The sequence below is a fragment of the Cupriavidus sp. 96C5-1 genome (assembly GCF_057798855.1).
Window position 1 is genome coordinate 113117 of the sequence record NZ_JBYOJU010000001.1, and the last position, 18341, is coordinate 131457.

The 18341-nt window shown below is 69.2% G+C and carries 16 protein-coding genes; 13 read left to right on the top strand and 3 right to left on the bottom strand.

Annotated features, from left to right (window positions below; all coding sequences use genetic code 11):
• Positions 1-101: 101 nt before the first annotated feature.
• The gene (locus tag AC3FOF_RS00530) at positions 102-1289 is read right to left on the bottom strand and encodes an acetylornithine transaminase (protein ID WP_488725503.1); all 1188 of its coding nucleotides are present in this window, start codon (positions 1287-1289) and stop codon (positions 102-104) included.
• A gap of 263 nt (positions 1290-1552) precedes the next feature.
• Complete coding sequence (locus tag AC3FOF_RS00535; protein WP_035808627.1) at positions 1553-2626, bottom strand: CDP-6-deoxy-delta-3,4-glucoseen reductase; 1074 nt, start codon at positions 2624-2626, stop codon at positions 1553-1555.
• A 9-nt stretch (positions 2627-2635) separates the two neighbouring features.
• On the opposite strand from AC3FOF_RS00535, the gene AC3FOF_RS00540 reads away from it, so the two are divergent.
• From AC3FOF_RS00540 to hutG, 11 genes are all read left to right on the top strand, one after another.
• Positions 2636-3616 (top strand): NAD-dependent epimerase/dehydratase family protein, encoded by a 981-nt coding sequence (locus AC3FOF_RS00540; RefSeq protein ID WP_276267143.1) that lies wholly within the window; start codon positions 2636-2638, stop codon positions 3614-3616.
• Positions 3617-4070: 454 nt separating this feature from the next.
• Complete coding sequence (locus AC3FOF_RS00545) at positions 4071-5042, top strand: ABC transporter substrate-binding protein (protein WP_017225899.1); 972 nt, start codon at positions 4071-4073, stop codon at positions 5040-5042.
• 13 nt (positions 5043-5055) lie between these two features.
• Positions 5056-5928: an ABC transporter permease gene (locus tag AC3FOF_RS00550; protein WP_488725504.1), complete on the top strand. Its 873-nt coding sequence runs from the start codon at positions 5056-5058 to the stop codon at positions 5926-5928.
• Positions 5925-6704 carry an ABC transporter ATP-binding protein gene (locus AC3FOF_RS00555; RefSeq protein WP_017224953.1) on the top strand — a complete coding sequence of 260 codons (780 nt, stop codon included), beginning with the start codon at positions 5925-5927 and terminating at the stop codon, positions 6702-6704. The genes AC3FOF_RS00550 and AC3FOF_RS00555 overlap by 4 nt, the downstream gene beginning before the upstream one ends.
• 3 nt (positions 6705-6707) lie before the next feature.
• Positions 6708-7481 carry a histidine utilization transcriptional repressor HutC gene (hutC, locus tag AC3FOF_RS00560; RefSeq protein WP_017224952.1) on the top strand — a complete coding sequence of 258 codons (774 nt, stop codon included), beginning with the start codon at positions 6708-6710 and terminating at the stop codon, positions 7479-7481.
• Between the two features lie 71 nt (positions 7482-7552).
• The gene (gene hutH / locus AC3FOF_RS00565; RefSeq protein WP_276267145.1) at positions 7553-9136 is read left to right on the top strand and encodes a histidine ammonia-lyase; all 1584 of its coding nucleotides are present in this window, start codon (positions 7553-7555) and stop codon (positions 9134-9136) included.
• Between the two features lie 166 nt (positions 9137-9302).
• A complete protein-coding gene (gene hutU, locus AC3FOF_RS00570) occupies positions 9303-11033 on the top strand; it encodes a urocanate hydratase (RefSeq protein WP_488725505.1) in 1731 nt (576 codons plus the stop codon).
• On the top strand, positions 11030-11653 hold the full coding sequence (locus AC3FOF_RS00575) for a HutD/Ves family protein (RefSeq protein ID WP_488725506.1): 624 nt from the start codon (positions 11030-11032) through the stop codon (positions 11651-11653). Before hutU ends, AC3FOF_RS00575 begins: the two co-directional genes overlap by 4 nt.
• Positions 11653-12936, top strand: coding sequence for an imidazolonepropionase (gene hutI, locus AC3FOF_RS00580; RefSeq protein WP_276266211.1), 1284 nt, complete (start codon positions 11653-11655; stop codon positions 12934-12936). Before AC3FOF_RS00575 ends, hutI begins: the two co-directional genes overlap by 1 nt.
• The gene (locus AC3FOF_RS00585) at positions 12933-14333 is read left to right on the top strand and encodes a formimidoylglutamate deiminase (RefSeq protein ID WP_276266212.1); all 1401 of its coding nucleotides are present in this window, start codon (positions 12933-12935) and stop codon (positions 14331-14333) included. The genes hutI and AC3FOF_RS00585 overlap by 4 nt, the downstream gene beginning before the upstream one ends.
• Before the next feature lie 105 nt (positions 14334-14438).
• Positions 14439-15251 (top strand): N-formylglutamate deformylase, encoded by an 813-nt coding sequence (gene hutG / locus AC3FOF_RS00590; RefSeq protein WP_488725507.1) that lies wholly within the window; start codon positions 14439-14441, stop codon positions 15249-15251.
• 46 nt (positions 15252-15297) lie between these two features.
• On the opposite strand, the gene cls is transcribed toward hutG, so the two are convergent.
• On the bottom strand, positions 15298-16827 hold the full coding sequence (cls, locus tag AC3FOF_RS00595; RefSeq protein WP_488725508.1) for a cardiolipin synthase: 1530 nt from the start codon (positions 16825-16827) through the stop codon (positions 15298-15300).
• 235 nt (positions 16828-17062) lie between these two features.
• Here cls and AC3FOF_RS00600 point away from each other — a divergent pair, with 235 nt between their 5' ends.
• Both AC3FOF_RS00600 and AC3FOF_RS00605 read left to right on the top strand, forming a co-directional pair.
• The gene (locus tag AC3FOF_RS00600) at positions 17063-17317 is read left to right on the top strand and encodes a hypothetical protein (protein WP_276266215.1); all 255 of its coding nucleotides are present in this window, start codon (positions 17063-17065) and stop codon (positions 17315-17317) included.
• 125 nt (positions 17318-17442) lie between these two features.
• Complete coding sequence (locus AC3FOF_RS00605) at positions 17443-18315, top strand: LysR substrate-binding domain-containing protein (protein ID WP_488725509.1); 873 nt, start codon at positions 17443-17445, stop codon at positions 18313-18315.
• The last annotated feature ends 26 nt before the right edge of the window (positions 18316-18341 follow it).

Below are 18341 nucleotides of genomic sequence, written 5' to 3' on the forward strand. Positions count from 1 at the left end.
CCCTCTCCCGCAAGCGGGAGAGGGAGCAGACCGATGGCCCGGAAAAAAAAGCCCGGTGCAAATGCACCGGGCTTTTTTTCGTCAACAGGACCAGGATGCTATCAGGCCAGCTTCTTCAGCAGCGTGCGCAGCATGCCGATCATCTGGTCGATTTCCCCGATGGTGACGTTCAGCGCCGGCATGAAGCGCAGCAGGTTGGCCCGCGGCGAGTTCAGCAGCAGGCCTTCCGGCTGCATGTCGCGCGCTTCTTCCACCAGTTGCGGGCCGATGTCCTTGTTCAGCACCAGCGCGCGCAGCAGGCCTTCGCCGCGTTCGCCGCCCAGGCCGAACTCGGACGACAGCGCCAGCAGCTGCTCGCGCAGGTAGGCGCCTTTCTCCACCACGCTCGGCAGGAAGCCGGGCGCGGTCAGCTGGGAGATCACGGCGCTGCCGACTGCCGTCATCACCGGGTTGCCGTTGTAGGTGCCGCCCTGGTCGCCGGCTTCGAAGCTGGCCACTTCGGCCTTGCACATCAGGGCCGCCAGCGGCACGCCGCCGCCGATGCCCTTGCCCAGCGTCATGATGTCCGGCTCCACGCCGGACAGCTGGTAGGCGAACATCGTGCCGCAGCGTCCGCAGCCGGTCTGCACTTCATCGACGATCAACAGCAGCTTGTGCTGGTCGGCCAGCTTGCGCAGGCCCTGCATGAACTCGCGCGAGGCGGGGATCACGCCGCCTTCGCCCTGCACCGGCTCCAGCATGATGGCCACGGTCTTGTCGGTGATCAGCTTTTCCACCGAGGCCAGGTCGTTCAGGTCGGCCTTGGGGAAGCCCGGCACCTGCGGCGCGAAGATGGTGTCCCAGCCGGCCTTGCCCGACGCGCTCATGGTGGCGAGCGTGCGGCCGTGGAAGCTGTGGTCCATGGTGATGATCTCGAACGCGCCGTGCTTGTGCTTGCGGCCCCATTTGCGCGCCAGCTTGATCGCGCCTTCGTTGGCCTCGGCGCCGCTGTTGGCGAAGAAAACCTTGTCGAAGCAGCTGGTGTCGGTGAGCTGCTTGGCCAGCTTGAGCATCGGTTCGTTGTAGAACGCCGGGCTCGGGTTGAACAGTTTTTGCGACTGCGCCACCAGCGCGTCGATCATGCCCTGGTTGGAGTGCCCCAGGCAGTTGACCGCCCAGCCTTGCACGAAGTCCAGGTATCGCTTGCCATTGTGGTCCGTCAGCCACGAGCCCTTGCCTTCGGTAAAGACGAGCTCGGGCCGGTTGGTGATGTACATCAGGGATTGGACAGGGTACTCAGCAAATGCCATGGCGGACTCCAGGGGTCGGCGTGAAACAGGGGAGAGGAGAGCGGAAAAACAAAAAGCCACGGGGATTGCCCGTGGCTTGTCGACCTGAACAGATGCTATGGACGGTCAGCCGCGAGGCACCCCGGTGGGGAGCAACGTACGGTAGCTGCGTCGATTGATAGCGTAGTTCATGGCGGCCAATATAAGGCGCATGCGCCCGGCTGTCAAAACGAATTTTGCGCGAGCCGGGCATTGTTGCAGCTAGGGAACGGACCGGGCGGCGCTCAGGCCGCCGGCGCCGGCGGCACCGAGCCGGCCGGGTGCAGGTCGGCTTCCGAGGTGAACGAGTCGGCAAAGAAGGCGTCCTCGTGCAGGTCGCAGCGCAGGGAGAAGTCCTTGCGCGCCGCGTTGACCATCACCGGCGCGCCGCAGGCGTAGACCTCGAAGCCGGCCAGGTCCGGGTGGTCTTCCATCACGGCCTCGTGGACAAAGCCGGTGCGGCCGTCCCAGTCGTCGGCGGGCTGCGCGTCGGAGATCACCGGCACATAGCGGAAATTGGGCAGCTCGCGCGACCACTGCTCGCACAGCGCATGCATATAGAGGTCGGCCGGGCGGCGACCGCCCCAGTAGAGCGTCATCGGGCGCGTGATGCCAGTGTAGGCGGCGTGCTCGACGATGGCCTTGATCGGCGCGAAGCCGGTGCCGGAAGCCAGCAGGATGATGGGCTTGTCGGAATCCTCGCGCAGGAAGAAGCTGCCCAGCGGGCCTTCGAAGCGCAGGATGTCACGCTCCTTCATGACCGGCTGGCCGTCCTTGGCGCCGAACACGTAATCGGTGAAGGTGCCCCCCGGCATATGGCGGAAGTGCAGCTCGATCGGGCCTTCCTGGTGCGGCGGCGTGGCGATCGAGTAGCTGCGGCGCTTGCCGTCGCGCAGCAGGAATTCCACATACTGGCCGGCCAGGTACTGCATGCGCTCGGTGGCGGGCAGTTGCAGGCGGGCGACGATGACGTCGCCGGCCACGCGTTCCATCGAGGCGACCCGGCACGGGATCTTCTTGATGGGAATGTCGCCGGCGCCTTGCACCTCGCGGCATTCGATGGTGATGTCCGAGGCGGCCCTGGCGCAGCAGAACAGCGCGCGGCCCTCGGTCTCTTCCTGCGCGGAAAGCGCGGAAGCGGCATGATCGCCCTGGACGATGTCGCCGGCGGTGACGCGGCCCTTGCAGGACCCGCACGCGCCGTTCTTGCAGCCGTAGGGCAGGCCGATGCTGTGGCGCAGGGCCGCGCTGAGGATGGATTCGTCCGCGGCCGCTTCGAACGTGCGGCCACTGGGCATGACGGTAACTTGATAAGCCATAATCACTCTATGAGCAAAAATCTGTCGCGACGCCGCCTGGGTCGCCCGCGCCTTCTCATCGTCGGCTGCGGGGACATCGGCACGCGTTGCCTGCGTATTCTGTCGACGCGCTGGCGCGTCTTTGCCGTCACTTCGCAGCCGTCCCGCCGCGCTGCGCTACGGGACAACGGCGCCGTGCCGCTGGTAGCCGACCTGGACCGGCCCGCCACGCTGGCGCGCCTGGCCGGCCTGGCCGGCAGGGTGCTCCACCTGGCGCCGCCACCCGCCCGAGGCGAGGGCGATCCACGCACGCTGGCGCTGCTGCGCGCCTTGCGGCGCGGTGCCTGGCGGCGGTCTCCCGCGCGTGCTGCCGGCTGGTCTGCCAAGCCCGCCATTCTACCCGAGCGAGGCGGCAGCGGGTCCGCGCGAGGCGCCGGGCGGCCGGCCTTCGTCTATGCCAGCACCTCCGGCGTGTATGGCGACCGCGGCGGCGCCCGGCTGGCCGAATCGCACCCGGTGCGCCCGCAAACCGCGCGCGCACGGCGCCGCGTGGCGGCCGAAGGCGCCGTGCGCCGTTTTGGCCGCGATGCCGGCTGGCGCGCCTCGATCGTGCGCATCCCCGGCATCTACGCCGAAGACCGGCTGCCGCTGGCGCGCCTGGCCAAAGGCACGCCGGCGCTGGCATCCCAGGACGATGTCTATACCAACCACATCCACGCGCACGACCTGGCCCGCACCATGGTGGCCGCGCTCTTCCGCGGCCGGGCCCAGCGGGTGGTGCATGCCAGCGACGATTCGGAAATGCGCATGGCCGACTATTTCGACCTGGTGGCCGACCGCCGTGGCCTGCCGCGCCCGCCGCGCCTGGCCCGCGCGCAGTTGCGCGAGGCGGTGGAGCCCACCCTGCTCAGCTTCATGAGCGAATCCCGGCGGCTGGAAAACGCCCGTCTCAAACGCGAGCTGCGCCTGCGGCTGCGCTATCCCACGGTGGTGTCCTTCTTCGACGCTTGACGCCTTGCGCCCGGCGCCTGCATTCCGTCTGGCGGGATGCTCCTTGTGCGGCGTCCTCGTGGCACGCCGTTTGCGTAGATGTCGCCGCCCGATCCTGTATAGACAGCAAGTGATGTCCCGCCGGCAACACGACACCGCTCTGGTGCGCGAACCGGGCCGTTTCCAGTGCGGACGCCCCGGCAGAGGGCAAGGCGCGGCGTCCGGCCTGGCGGCGTAACCCGGTGTATTCCCTTGGTTTGTGGCCGATGCGCGGCATGCCGGATCCTGGGTGCCGCTAACGCCGGTTTCGCCTCTCGCCTCGGGTTAACTACTGCATTGACTTGTATATACAGGGTTGCTAAATTGCCTGGCAAATGACCGGCGCCGCAAGTACGGCGCCGCCCGAGCCGGGCGGTCCGGCCGTTGCCGATGCTGGCGCGGCCCTCGTTCGCATCACACCAAAGGAGCCAGGAAGATGGGATTTCGTATCCGTAGCGGTCTCTCGCTAGCCGTGTTTGCCGCCGTTGCCGCTGTCACCACCGGTGCCGCCGGCACCGCGCAGGCCCAGACCACCCAGGTCACGCTGGGCATGAGCGGCTGGACCGGCTTCGCGCCGCTGACGCTGGCCGACAAGGCGGGCATCTTCAAGAAGCACGGGGTCGACGTCGACATCAAGATGATTCCGCAGAAGGACCGCCACCTGGCGCTCGCCGCCGGCGCCATCCAGTGCGCGGCCACCACGGTCGAGACCCACGTGGCGTGGAACGCCAACGGCGTGCCCATCACCCAGATCGTGCAGCTCGACAAATCCTACGGTGCCGACGGCCTGGCCGTGCGCGGCGACGTCAAGGGCTTCGCCGACCTCAAGGGCAAGACCATCGGCGTCGATGCGCCCGGCACCGCGCCTTACTTCGGCCTGGCCTGGATGCTCAGGAAGAACGGCATGACCCTGAAGGATGTCAAGACCACCACGCTGTCGCCGCAGGCGGCCGCGCAGGCTTTCGTCTCGGGCCAGAACGACGCCGCCATGACCTATGAGCCGTACCTGTCGTCGGTGCGCCAGAACCCGGACAAGGGCAGGATCCTGGCCACCACGCTGGACTACCCGATGGTGATGGACACCCTGGGCTGCGCGCCCAAGTGGCTCAAGGACAATCCCAAGGCCGCGCAGGCGCTGGTCGACAGCTACTTCGAAGCGCTCGACATGATCAGGCAGGACCCGGCCAAGGCCAACGACATCATGGGCGCGGCGGTCAAGCAGAGCGGCGAGCAGTTCGCCAAGTCGTCCGCCTACCTGCGCTGGCAGGACCGCGAGGCCAACCGCAAGTTCTTCGGCGGCGAGCTGGCCAGCTTCAGCAAGGAAGCGGCGCAGGTGCTGCTGGATATCGGCGTGATCCGCCAGGTGCCGGACGTCACGGCCCTGTACGACGCGCGCTTCATCAAGTAAAGAGGGCGGCGCCATGACGCAGGTTCGCATCGGTTCGCCCGCCGCCACGCCGGCGGCCAAGACGGCGGCGCCCAGGGCCGCCGCCGCGCCGGCCCGCCGGCATCCCTGGCTGGCGCCGTTGGCGCCGGTATCCCAGCGCGCGCGCTGGGTGCTGGGTCTGTTGTTCTTCGTGCTGTTCTTCGGTGTGTGGGCGGCGGTGACCCTGGGCGGCATGGTGCCGCGCACCTTCCTGGCCGACCCGATGACCATGGCCCATGAGGGCGTGCTGCTGTTCACCGAGTACAACTTCGCCGGCGATATCGGCATGACGGTGTGGCGCGTGCTGGGCGGCTTCGTGCTGGCCGCCGCGCTGGCGGTGCCGCTGGGCATCTTCATGGGCGCCTACAAGGCGGCCGAAGCCTTCTTCGAACCCTTTGTCTCGTTCTGCCGCTACCTGCCGGCCTCGGCCTTCATTCCGCTCCTGATCCTGTGGGCCGGCATCGGCGAGGCACAGAAGGTGCTGGTGATCTTCATCGGCTCCTTCTTCCAGATCGTGCTGATGGTGGCGGTGACGGTGGGCGCCGCGCGCCGCGACCTGGTGGAGGCGGCCTACACGCTGGGCGCCTCCAGCAGCGGCATCGTGCGGCGCGTGCTGATCCCGGGTGCCGCGCCCGAGATCGCCGAGATCCTGCGCCTGGTGCTGGGCTGGGCCTGGACCTACGTCATCGTGGCCGAGCTGATCGGCTCGTCCTCCGGCATCGGCCACATGATCACCGACAGCCAGGCGCTGCTCAATACCGGGCAGATCATCTTCGGCATCATCGTGATCGGCTGTATCGGCCTGGTTTCCGACCTGGCTTTCAAGCTGGCCAACCAGCGCCTGTTCCCGTGGAGTTCGATCAAATGAGCGCGCTGTCCATCCAGCAGGTCTCGCGTACCTTCGTCAACCCGCGCGGCGGCCAGACCGTGGCCCTGCAGCCGACCGATTTCGAGGTGGCGGACAACGACTTCGTCACCATCCTCGGCCCCTCCGGCTGCGGCAAGTCCACGCTGCTGCGCATCGTCGCGGGGCTGGACACGCCCACCACCGGGCGCGTGCTGCTCGACGGCCAGCCTGTCACCGGCCCCGGCGCGGACCGCGGCATGGTGTTCCAGTCGTACACGCTGTTTCCGTGGCTGACCATCGAGCAGAACGTGCGCTTCGGCCTGCGCGAGCGCGGCATGAGCGAGGCCGACCAGCGCGAACGCAGCGACTTTTTCATCCAGCGCGTGGGCCTGCGCGGCTTCGAGCATCACTATCCCAAGCAGCTCTCGGGCGGCATGCAGCAGCGCACCGCCATTGCCCGCGCGCTGGCCAACGATCCCAAGATCCTGCTGCTCGACGAGCCCTTCGGCGCGCTCGACAACCAGACCCGCGTGCTGATGCAGGAACTGCTGCTGGGCATCTGGGAGGCGTCGCGCAAGACGGTGCTGTTCGTCACGCACGATATCGACGAAGCCATCTTCATGGCCAACCGCGTCGCCGTGTTCTCGGCGCGGCCGGGCCGCATCAAGCGCACCATCGACGTCGGCTTTCCGCATCCGCGCCACTACACTATCAAGACCTCGCCGGCGTTCTCCGAACTCAAGGCGCTGCTGACCGAGGAAATCCGCGCCGAGGCCATGGCCTCGGCCGAGCACTGAGCCATGAAAGCCGCCACCGCCAACCGCCGGGGTGTTCCCGATGCCGCTCCCGCCGCGCTCTACCAGCAGGTCAAGGAATACATCGCGCGCCATATCCAGAGCCGCGCGTGGCAGCCGGGCGACCGCGTGCCGTCCGAGCAGGAACTGGTGACCCGCTTTGGCGTGTCGCGCATGACGGTGAACCGCGCGCTGCGCGAACTCGCCGAGCAGGGCAGGGTGGTGCGCGTGGCCGGCGTGGGCACGTTCGTGGCCGAGCACAAGCCGCAATCGACGCTGCTCAACGTGGTCAACCTGCAGGACGAGATCCGCATGCGCGGGCATGACTACGCCTGCGACGTCATCGTCGTGGAACGCGTGGCGGCCTCCATCGAGGTGGCCGCCGCGCTCGACCTGCACACCGGCGAATCGGTGTTCCATTCGGTGTGCGTGCATCGCGAGGACGGCGTGCCGGTGCAACTCGAAGACCGCTATGTGAATCCGCGCGCGGCGCCGGACTTCATCAACCAGGATTTCGCCGCGGCCGATGGCATGAAGCCGGGCGAATACCTGCTGCGCCATGTGCCTTACGACCAGATCGAGCACGTGGTCGACGCCATCTCCGCCACCCCGGAGCAGGCCACCCGGCTGGAAATGCCGGCCGGCCAGCCTTGCCTGCTGCTGACCCGCCGCACCTGGACCAGCGGCACCCCCGTTACCTTCGTGCGTTGCCTGCATCCAGGCAACCGTTATCGCCTCGGCAGCCGATTCCGCGCCGACGGCAATCCGGCCTTCGGCTGACCCAGCCGTCCGCCGTGTTTTCAGAAACCAGGGCCAATTACAAATCTGGCTGTATAGACAGGGACATACAAATGAGCGCAAACCAAACCACTCAAGCCTCCCGGCCGCTGCTGACGTTGCAGCCGGGCGCCGTCACGCTGGCCGACCTGCGCCGCATCCATCGCGGCGAAGTGCGCCTGGCCATGGATGCATCCGCCTGGGCCGGCGTGCGCGCGTCCCAGGCCACCGTGCAGGACATCATCGACGCCGACGCGGTGGTCTACGGCATCAACACCGGTTTCGGCAAGCTGGCGCAGACCCGCATCCCGCACGACAAGCTGGCCGAGCTGCAGCGCAACCTGGTGCTGTCGCACAGCGTGGGCACCGGCGCCGACCTGGCCGCCGACACCGTGCGGCTGATCCTGGCGATCAAGGCGGTGAGCCTGGCGCGCGGCCATTCGGGCATCCGTCCGGAGATCATCGAGGCGCTGCTGGCGCTGGCCAACCACGGCGTCACGCCCTGCATCCCGGCCAAGGGCTCGGTGGGCGCCTCGGGCGACCTGGCGCCGCTGGCGCATATGTCGTGCACGCTGATCGGCGTGGGCGAGGTGATGATCGGCGGCGTGCGCCGTCCGGCTGTGGAGGGCCTGGCCCACGCCGGGCTGGAGCCGTTCACGCTGGGCCCCAAGGAAGGGCTGGCGCTGCTCAACGGCACCCAGGTCTCCACCGCGCTGGCGCTGGCCGGCCTGTTTGCCGCCGAAGACGTGTTCGCCGCCGGGCTGGTGGCGGGCGCGCTGTCGCTGGAGGCCATCAAGGGCTCGGTCAAGCCCTTCGACGCCCGCATCCACGCCGCGCGCGGCCAGGCCGGGCAGATCGCCGTGGCCGGCGCGGTGCGCGCGCTGCTGGACGGCAGCGCCATCGTCGATTCGCACAAGACCTGCGGCCATGTGCAGGACCCGTACTCCATCCGCTGCCAGCCGCAGGTGATGGGCGCCTGCCTGGACAACCTGCAGCACGCCGCGCGCGTGCTGCAGATCGAGGCCAACGCCGCGTCGGACAATCCGCTGGTATTCCCCGAAGCAGGCGACGTGATCTCGGGCGGCAACTTCCACGCCGAGCCGGTGGCCTTCGCCGCCGACATCATCGCGCTGGCCATTGCCGAGATCGGCGCCATTTCCGAGCGCCGCCTGGCGCTGATGCTCGATACCGGCCTGTCCGGCCTGCCGCCGTTCCTGGTGCGCGACGGTGGCCTCAACTCCGGCTTCATGATTGCGCAGGTCACCGCCGCGGCACTGGCCTCCGAGAACAAATCGCTGGCGCACCCCGCCAGCGTGGACAGCTTGCCCACCTCGGCCAACCAGGAGGACCATGTGTCGATGGCGACCTATGGCGCGCGCCGCCTGGGCGATATGGCGGAGAACACCGCGGTGGTGGTCGGCATCGAAGCCATGGCCGCGGCGCAGGGCATCGAGTTCCACCGGCCGTTGCAGTCCTCGCCGCTGATCGAAAGCGAACTGGCGCGCATCCGCGCACGCGTGGCCTTTGTGGAAGGGGACCGCTACCTCGCGCCGGACATCGAGGCGATGAAGCAGTGGGTGACGCAGGGCGATGCGGGTGCCGGCTGGCCGGAAGCGGTGCGGCAGATCCTGCCGTCGCAGGTGGGCGTTTCTTCATAAGCACGCAGGCCGGACAACACCATTGGCTCCGCTTCAAGTGGCTCCTCGCCAAACCGCCCCTCTCCCCAACCCCCTCCCCGTGAGGGGAGAGGCCAGGCGTGCCTGGATACGACGCATGGCCAACTACCGCAGCGCAGGTTGAAACCAACCCGCAGGAGAACCAGACATGAACGCCAACGAACAACAATTCACCATGGCGGCAGCCCAGCGCGGCCCGCGCGAGATCCGCGCCCCGCATGGCACCGCGCTGCACTGCAAGAACTGGCTGATCGAGGCCGCCTACCGCATGATCCAGAACAACCTCGATCCCGACGTGGCCGAGCGCCCGCAGGACCTGGTGGTGTACGGCGGCATCGGCAAGGCGGCGCGCAACTGGGAATGCTTCGACGCCATTCTCGACAGCCTGCGCAATCTGGGCGAGGAGGAGTCGCTGCTGGTGCAGTCCGGCAAGCCGGTGGGCGTGTTCCGCACCCATGCCGACGCGCCGCGCGTGCTGATCGCCAATTCCAACCTGGTGCCGCACTGGGCCACCTGGGACAAGTTCAACGAACTCGATCGCGCCGGCCTGATGATGTACGGCCAGATGACCGCCGGCTCGTGGATCTACATCGGCACGCAAGGCATCGTGCAGGGCACCTATGAGACCTTTGTCGAAGCCGGCCGCCAGCACTACAACGGCGACCTGTCCGGCAAGTGGATCCTGACCGCCGGCCTGGGCGGCATGGGCGGCGCGCAGACGCTGGCCGGCGTGCTGGCCGGCGCCTGCGTGCTGGCGATCGAATGCCAGGAGTCGCGCATCGACTTCCGCCTGCGCACGCGCTACGTCGACAAGAAGGCCACCAGCATCGACGAGGCGCTGGCCATGATCGCAGAGGCCACGCGCAACCGGCAGGCCATTTCCGTCGGCCTGCTCGGCAATGCCGCCGAGATCATGCCGGAGCTGGTCAGGCGCGCGCAGGCCGGCGGCATGCGTCCGGATATCGTCACCGACCAGACTTCGGCGCACGACCTGGTCAATGGCTATCTGCCCGAGGGCTGGAGCGTCGCCCGATGGGAAGCCGCGCGCACGGCCGATCCGAAGTCGGTCGAGGCGGCCGCCAGGACTTCCATCGTCAAGCATGTGCAGGCCATGCTGGCCTTCCAGCAGATGGGCGTGCCCACGCTGGACTACGGCAACAACATCCGCCAGGTCGCCTTTGACGAGGGCGTGGCCAATGCCTTTGACTTCCCGGGGTTTGTGCCGGCGTATATCCGTGCGCTGTTCTGCCGCGGCAAGGGCCCGTTCCGCTGGGTCGCACTGTCGGGCGACCCCGAGGACATCTACAAGACCGATGCCAAGATGAAGGAGCTGTTCCCCGAGGACCGCCACCTGCATCGCTGGCTCGATATGGCGCGCGAGCGCATCGCCTTCCAGGGCCTGCCCGCGCGCATCTGCTGGGTGGGGCTGGACGAGCGCCACCGCGCGGGCCTGGCCTTCAACGAGATGGTGAAGAGCGGCGAGCTGAAGGCGCCCGTGGTGATCGGCCGCGACCATCTGGATTGCGGCTCGGTCGCCAGCCCCAACCGCGAGACCGAAGCCATGCGCGACGGCTCGGATGCCGTGTCCGACTGGCCGCTGCTCAACGCCTTGCTCAACACCGCCGGCGGCGCGACCTGGGTCAGCCTGCATCACGGCGGCGGCGTGGGCATGGGCTTCTCGCAGCATGCGGGGGTGGTGATCGTCTGCGACGGCACCGATGCCGCCGCCAGGCGCATCGAACGCGTGCTGTGGAACGATCCGGCCACCGGCGTGATGCGCCATGCCGATGCCGGCTACGAAAGCGCCATCGACTGCGCGCGCGAGAAGGGCCTGAAGCTGCCGATGCTGGCGCAGGCACCGAAGGCGGGCGAGGCATGAGCGACGCACTGGAAGGCATGCGCGGCATGGAGCGCTTCTCGCTCGGCGCGCTGGCGCCCCAGCCCTGGAAGAACGGCGGAGGTGTCACCCGCGAGATCGCGGCATGGCCCGAGGGCGCCGGCATGGGTGATTTCCAGTGGCGCGTCAGCGTGGCCGATATCGCGGCCGACGGTCCGTTCTCGGCCTTCCCCGGCATCGACCGCCAGATCGTGCTGCTCGAAGGCGCGGGCGTGCGCCTGCAGGCCGACGACGGCAGCTTCGACCATCGCCTGGATACCGTCGGCGCGCCGTTCGCCTTTGCCGGCGAGCGCGGCGTGCAGGCCACGCTGCTGGACGGCACCACGCGCGACTTCAACGTAATGACGCGCCGCGGCCGCTGCCGCGCCAGCCTGGTCGCGGCGCGCGAAGCATTCACCTTGGCCCCCGGCGCGCATGCCGTGCTGCTGTTTGTCATCGAGGGGGCATGGCGGCACGGCGCCGCCGGTCAGGGCGGCCAGGCCGTGCTGGCCAGCGACGATGGCCTGTTGTTCGCCGCAGGCGTGGCGGTGCCGTACCGCCTGCAGGCGATGTCCGAGCCCGCGCTCTGCCTGTGCGTCACCCTGGAAATGGAGAACCCGTAATGAACCTGAACCCGGCGCAGGCCGCCGTCACCCATCCGCCCGCCGCGTCCGCCGACGGCGTCTGGCATCGCTGCCACCTGCTGCCCGATGGCGATCCCGCCCGGGCCATCCGCGACGCGGCGCTGGTCGTTCAGCAGGGCCGCATCGCCTGGCTCGGCCCGCTGGCCGAACTGCCGCGGGACTACGCCGCGCTGCCGCGCTTCGATGCCGGCAACGCGTGGATCACGCCTGGCCTGGTCGATTGCCACACCCACCTGGTCTACGGCGGCCAGCGCGCGGACGAGTTCGCCATGCGCCTGGCCGGCGCCGGCTACGAGGAGATCGCCCGCGCGGGCGGCGGCATCGTCTCCACCGTGCGCGCCACCCGCGCCGCCGACGAGGACACGCTGTTCGCACTGGCGGCCGCGCGCCTGGCGCCGCTGCTGGCCGAGGGCGTGACCGCGCTGGAGATCAAGTCCGGCTACGGCCTGGACCTCGCCAGCGAGCGCAAGCAACTGCGCGTGGCGCGCCGCCTGGGCGAGGCCTTCGGCGTGACGGTGCACACCACCTTTCTCGGCGCGCACGCGCTGCCGCCGGAATACGCGGGCCGCGCCGACGACTATATCGCGCTGGTGTGCGACACCATGATGCCGGCGCTGGCCGAGGAGGGACTCGTCGATGCGGTGGACGCGTTCTGCGAATCGGTGGGCTTCAGCCTGGCGCAGACCGAGCGCGTATTCCAGGCCGCCCAGCGCCACGGCCTGCGCGTCAAGCTGCATGCCGAGCAGCTCAGCAACCTGGGCGGCTCGGCGCTGGCCGCGCGTTACCGCGCGCTGTCGGCCGACCACCTGGAGCATCTCGACGAAGCCGGCGTCATGGCCATGGCGGAGTCGGGCACGGTGGCGGTCCTGCTGCCGGGCGCCTATTATTTCCTGCGCGACACCCACCTGCCGCCGATCGAACTGCTGCGCCGGCATGGGGTGCCGATGGCGATCTCCACCGATCACAATCCCGGCACCTCGCCCGTCACTTCGCTGCTGCTGATGATGAATATGGCGTGCACCCTGTTCAGGCTGACCGTGCCCGAAGTGCTGGCGGGTGTCACCGCGCATGCAGCGCGCGCGCTCGGCGCGGCGGATCGTCACGGTTTGCTGGCCCCGGGGCGCGCCGCCGATTTCGTGCTGTGGCAGGTCGATTCGCCGGCCGAGCTGGCCTACTGGTTCGGCCGCAATCCGGCCGCCGCCGTGGTGCGGCAGGGCAAGGTCTACCCGGGCGCCGCGCCGGCGCAAGGCGTGCAGCCATGAGAGCGGGAAGCCTGTTCGCCCCCGAGGCCCTGCTGCCCACGGGCTGGGCCCGCGATGTACTGCTGGCCTGGGACGATGCCGGCGCGCTCACCACCGTGCAGGCCGGCGCCGTGCCGGCCAGCGCCGTGCCGCGTGCCGCCGGCCCGCTGCTGCCGGGCATGGCCAACCTGCACTCGCACGCGTTCCAGCGCGGCTTTGCCGGCCTGACGGAATACCGCAGCGAAGCGCTGGCCGAGGGCCAGGAGAGCGACTCCTTCTGGAGCTGGCGCAAGCTGATGTACCGCTTCGCGCTGCGGCTCTCGCCCGATACGCTCGAGGCCATCGCCACGCAGCTCTATATCGAGATGCTGCGCGCCGGCTATACCAGCGTGTGCGAGTTCCACTACGTGCATCACGACCCGGACGGCAAGCCCTACGCCGATCCCGCCGAGATGTCGCTGCGCCTGCTGCGCGCGGCCGCGACCGCCGGCATCGGCATCACGCTGCTGCCGGTGCTGTACCAGACCGCCGGCTTCGGCGGCAAGCCCGCGCTGGCGGAGCAGCGCCGCTTCCTGCACGACGTCGACGCCATGCTGGCCTTGCTCGGCCGCCTGGCCCCGCAATGCCACGGCCAGGCGCGGCTGGGGCTGGCGCCGCACTCCCTGCGCGCGGTGCCGCCGCAAAGCCTTGCCGATGCCGTGGCGGGCCTGCACGCCATGGACCCGCGCGCGCCGGTGCACATCCATATCGCCGAGCAGCAGCGCGAGGTGGACGAGTGCATCACGCTCACCGGCACGCGCCCGGTGGCGTGGCTGCTCGACCATGCGCAGGTCGACGCCCGCTGGTGCCTGGTGCATGCCACCCACCTGGACTGGGACGAACGGCGGCGCCTTGCGCATAGCGGCGCGGTGGCCGGCATCTGCCCCACCACCGAGGCCAATCTGGGCGACGGCGTGTTCGACGCCGCGCCTTACCTGGCGCAGGGCGGCGCATGGGGCATCGGTTCCGACAGCCATGCCAGCGTCAGCCTGGCGGAAGAACTGCGGCTGTTCGAGTACGGCCAGCGCCTTGCCCTGCAAAAGCGCAACGTGCTGGCATCGGACACGCACAGGCAAGTGGCCGACCGCCTCTACCTGGACGCCGCGGCCGGCGGCGCGCGCGCCTCGGGCCGCGCCATCGGCGCGCTGGCAGTCGGGCAGCAGGCCGATTTCGTGGTGCTCGACGGGGCGCACCCGGCGCTGGCGGGCCTGTCCGGCAGCCAGGCGCTGGCGGTCCATGTGTTCACCAACCACGGACATGAGACACTAGCGGAAGTCCGCACGGCGGGCCGCACGCGCGTGCGGCATGGCGCGCACCCGGCGCAGGCCGAGGCCGGCAAGCGCTTCGCCGCGGCGCGCGCCAGCCTGCTGACAGACTGAAATCCGGCGCCCCGCATGCGGCCTGATGCTTGACGATACAAGTTTCAGGCCGCATCAGCGAGTACCAGCGCCTTTGCCTTTGCCTATAGGTTGCAAACACAAAACATGGCTTTCTCGACCGATACCCCCGCTTTCACGCTGCATCGCGGCACCCGCCCGCTGCTGGTGTCGATGCCGCACGTCGGCACCCACCTGCCGGCCTCCGTCTCCGCACGGCTGACCGCCGAGGCGCGTACGGTGCCCGATACCGACTGGCACCTCGAACGCCTCTACGATTTCGCGCGCGAAATCGGCGCCTCCATCCTGGTGGCCACGCACTCGCGCTATGTGGTGGACCTGAACCGCCCGCCCGACAACGCCAATCTCTATCCCGGCCAGGACACCACCGGCCTGTGCCCGGTCGATACCTTCGACAAGATGCCGCTGTACGCCGACGGCAACGGCCCCGCCGACGACGAGATCGCGGCGCGCCGCGACGCCATCTGGCGACCGTACCACGCTGCCCTTGCCGAGGAGCTGGCCCGCCTGCGCGCCGCGCACGGCACCATCGCGCTGTGGGACGCGCACTCGATCCGCTCGGTGCTGCCGCGCTTCTTCGACGGCAAGCTGACCGACTTCAACCTCGGCAGCGCCAACGGCGCCAGCTGCGATGCCGCGCTGGCCGAGCAGTTGCTGGAGATCGCCAGCGCCGCCCCCGGCTATACCTCCGTGCTCAACGGCCGCTTCAAGGGCGGCTACATCACGCGCCAATATGGCGCGCCGGCGCAGGGCGTGCACGCGGTGCAGCTCGAACTGGCGCAGTCGGTCTATATGAGCGAGACCTATCCGTTCGCCTATGACGAGGTCCTGGCCACGCGCCTGCAGCCCACCCTCAAGACCATGCTGGAAACGGTACTGGGCTTCGTGGAAGCACGCTAAGCCGCCGGCATGCCGGCCGCGGGCGCCGATGCCCGCGGCCGCGCCGCTACAGCAGCGAATCCGCCAGCCGGCAGAGGTTCTGCCAGGTGCGCGTATGCAGCGGACGCCGCTGCCACTCCGCGCGATCCACCAGCGCGCTATTGGCCAGGTAGCGCTGCTGGATCTGCCGCATGCGGGCCACCACGGCGCGGTCGTAGATCACCAGCGCGGCTTCCGCGTTGAGCGCGAAAGAGCGGATATCCATATTGGTCGATCCCACCATTGCCACGGCGTCGTCGATGGTGACGTGCTTGGCATGCAGGAAAGCCGGGCGATACAGGTGGATCCGCACGCCCGAGTCCAGCAGCATGCCGAAGTAGGCTTCCTGCGCGGCCTGGGTAAAACGCTGGTCGATCCGCTGCGACAGCACCAGGTGCACCGCCACGCCCCGGTAGCAGGCCAGGTGCAGCGCTTGCAGGAAGGCTTCGTCCGGCACGAAGTAGGGCGTGGTGATCACCACCTCGCTGCGCGCCTGGTGGATCATGCTGATCAGCGCCATCTGCGCGTTCTGCGTACCGTAGCCCGGGCCGCTGGGCAGCATCTGCGCGGTATGCGGGCCTTGCGGCTCCACCGGCGGGAAGTTCTCCGGGGTGAAGCCGCCGCCGCCGTTCTCGCCGGTTTCCAGGTAGCGGTCGGCGAGGAATACCGCCTGTAGCTGGGCCACCACCGGTCCCGTCACGCGCGCCACCAGCTCCTCGTTGGGCAGCCCCGGCATGGACTCGGCATCGATCACGTTCTGCGAGCCGATGTAGCCGATGCGGCCGTCCACCACCAGGATCTTGCGATGGTTGCGCAGGTCGAAGCGCGCGCTCTTGCCCTTGAGCACCGCCGACAGCGAGCGCATCGGCAGGGCCTGCACCACTTCCACGCCGCCCTCGCGCAGCATGCCGGAGAAAGCGCGCCATCCCGCGCGGGCGCCCAGCGCATCCACCAGCAGGCGGCACTGCACGCCGCGTGCGCTGGCCCGCAGCAGCGCATCGGTGACGGCGCGCGCGGTGCCGTCGTCGGCGTAGATGTAGACCAGCAGGTGGACCTGGCGCGTGGCGGCATCGATATCGGCGATCATCCTGGCCACCACGGCCTGGTAGTCATCCATCAGCGCCACGGCATTGCCGCGCATCGGCCAGTAAGAGCCGAGCCGCTCGATCAGGCCGGCGGTATCGGCGGCCACGCCAGCGGGCAGCGGCTGCAGCGGCGCGAAGCGCTCCAGCGGGCCGCGCACGCGCTCGATGCCCTGGTTGATGCGCGCCAGCTTCACACGGCGCGACTTGGGATAGTAGATGCGGCCGAACAGGGCATACAGCAGCAGCCCCAGCCACGGCAGGAAGAAGATCAGCAGCAGCCAGGTGCGCGCCGCCGCCGGCGCGCGGCGCTGCGGCACGTAGACCAGCATGGCCAGGCGGATCGTCCATTCGGCCAGCGTGAACAGCGCCGGCCACCACCAGGACGGGTTCATCGGCAAGGCGCCCGGCAGCGAGGAAACCCAGGCGGCTGGCAGCAAGGTGGCGGACAGCGTGGCGGACAAGGAGGCAGGCATGCGGCTCGGTGGCGGCGGAAGGCGGAGCGCCCACCATACCAGAGCCGCGCGGACGCGCCCCGGCGTGCCGCCTGCACTGGTTGGCAGCGCAGGCTTCGTCAGGCCGGTCGGAAGCGCATTGGTCGGCCGCATCGCATAATCCCGCTGCATCTTTCATCAAAGCGGGGGCGGTCCGGACCTACAGTGGCGTCTTTCCATCCGTAGAAGAAGCGCGCCACGGCGCCGGGAGATGCCCATGCTGTCCGCCCTGACTTTTGGCCTGCTGCCGCTGGCCGCCGCTGCCGCCATCGGCACCGAGCGGGCGGGCCGCAGCATCCTGGTGCAGGCGGCCTGCCTGACCCTGCTGGCCGCCGACTGGGCACGCGCCGGGGACGCCGCGCTGGCACAGCGCGCCTGGCTGCCGGACCTCGGCGAATTGCTGTACGCGTGGGGCCCGCTGGCCTTCGCCGGCCTCTTTGGCTGGGCGTGGCGAACCGCGCGTGCGCTATGATCGCGCATCGTCATCCGAAGCCTTTCCGTTTCTCGCGTCGTCGCTTCCGGCTGCTTCCCGGGCATAGCCGAAACCATGGCCATGGCCGCCTGCGCTGAGCCGGCGGATGGCCCGCGTGCCCCATCATGAAGCACATCCCGCCAATTCCGCTGTTGCTGGCCTTCGATGCCGTCGCGCGCCTGCGCAGCTTCCACCGCGCTGCCGAGGAGCTCAGCGTGGCCCACAGTACGGTGAGCCATCGCATCCGCGAGCTCGAGCAACTATGCGGCGTGGCGCTGTTCGCGCGTACCACGCGCACCGTGACGCCCACGCCCGAGGCCGAGCGCCTGCTTGGGCCGGTGCGGCAGGCGCTGGTCACGCTGGGCGAAGCCTTTGGCCCGCCACGCGATGCGCGCACCGTGCGCGTGAGCCTGCTGCCGTCGTTCGCCCGCTTTCGCGTGGTGCCCGCGCTGGCCGAGTTCCAGCGCAACCATCCGCAGATCGCCATCGCGCTCGACCCCACCAGCCAGATGATCGTGCCGCGCCACGGCGAGGCCGACATCGCGCTGCGTTTCGCCCGCGCCAAGCCGGTCGAGCCGCATCTCGATCTCGGGCACGACGAGTGGTTTCCCGTGGCCGCGCCGTCCTACCTCGCCACGCTATCGCAGCGCGCGCTGCCCAGGCTGTTCGGCGAAGCCATGCTGCTCTCGCACAGCCGCCACGGCTGGGAGCCCTGGTTCCGGGAGGCGGGCCTGCCCATGCCGCGCAGCCATCGCGTCACCACGTTCACCGATACCGGCCTGATGCTGGACGCCGCCATGCGCGGGCAAGGCATCGCGTACGGACGCCGCTCGCTGCTGCTGCATCTGCTCAAGTCCGGGCAACTGGTGCGGCTGTCGCCGGTCAGCCTGTCGTCGGCGCACTCGTACTACCTGATGGCTTCGGAGCGGATCGAGACTTCGCCGGAGGTGCGGGTCGTGCATGCATGGATCCGGGCGCTGGTGGGGGAGGCTTCATGAAAGCAGCCCGCCCCGCATGCAACGCG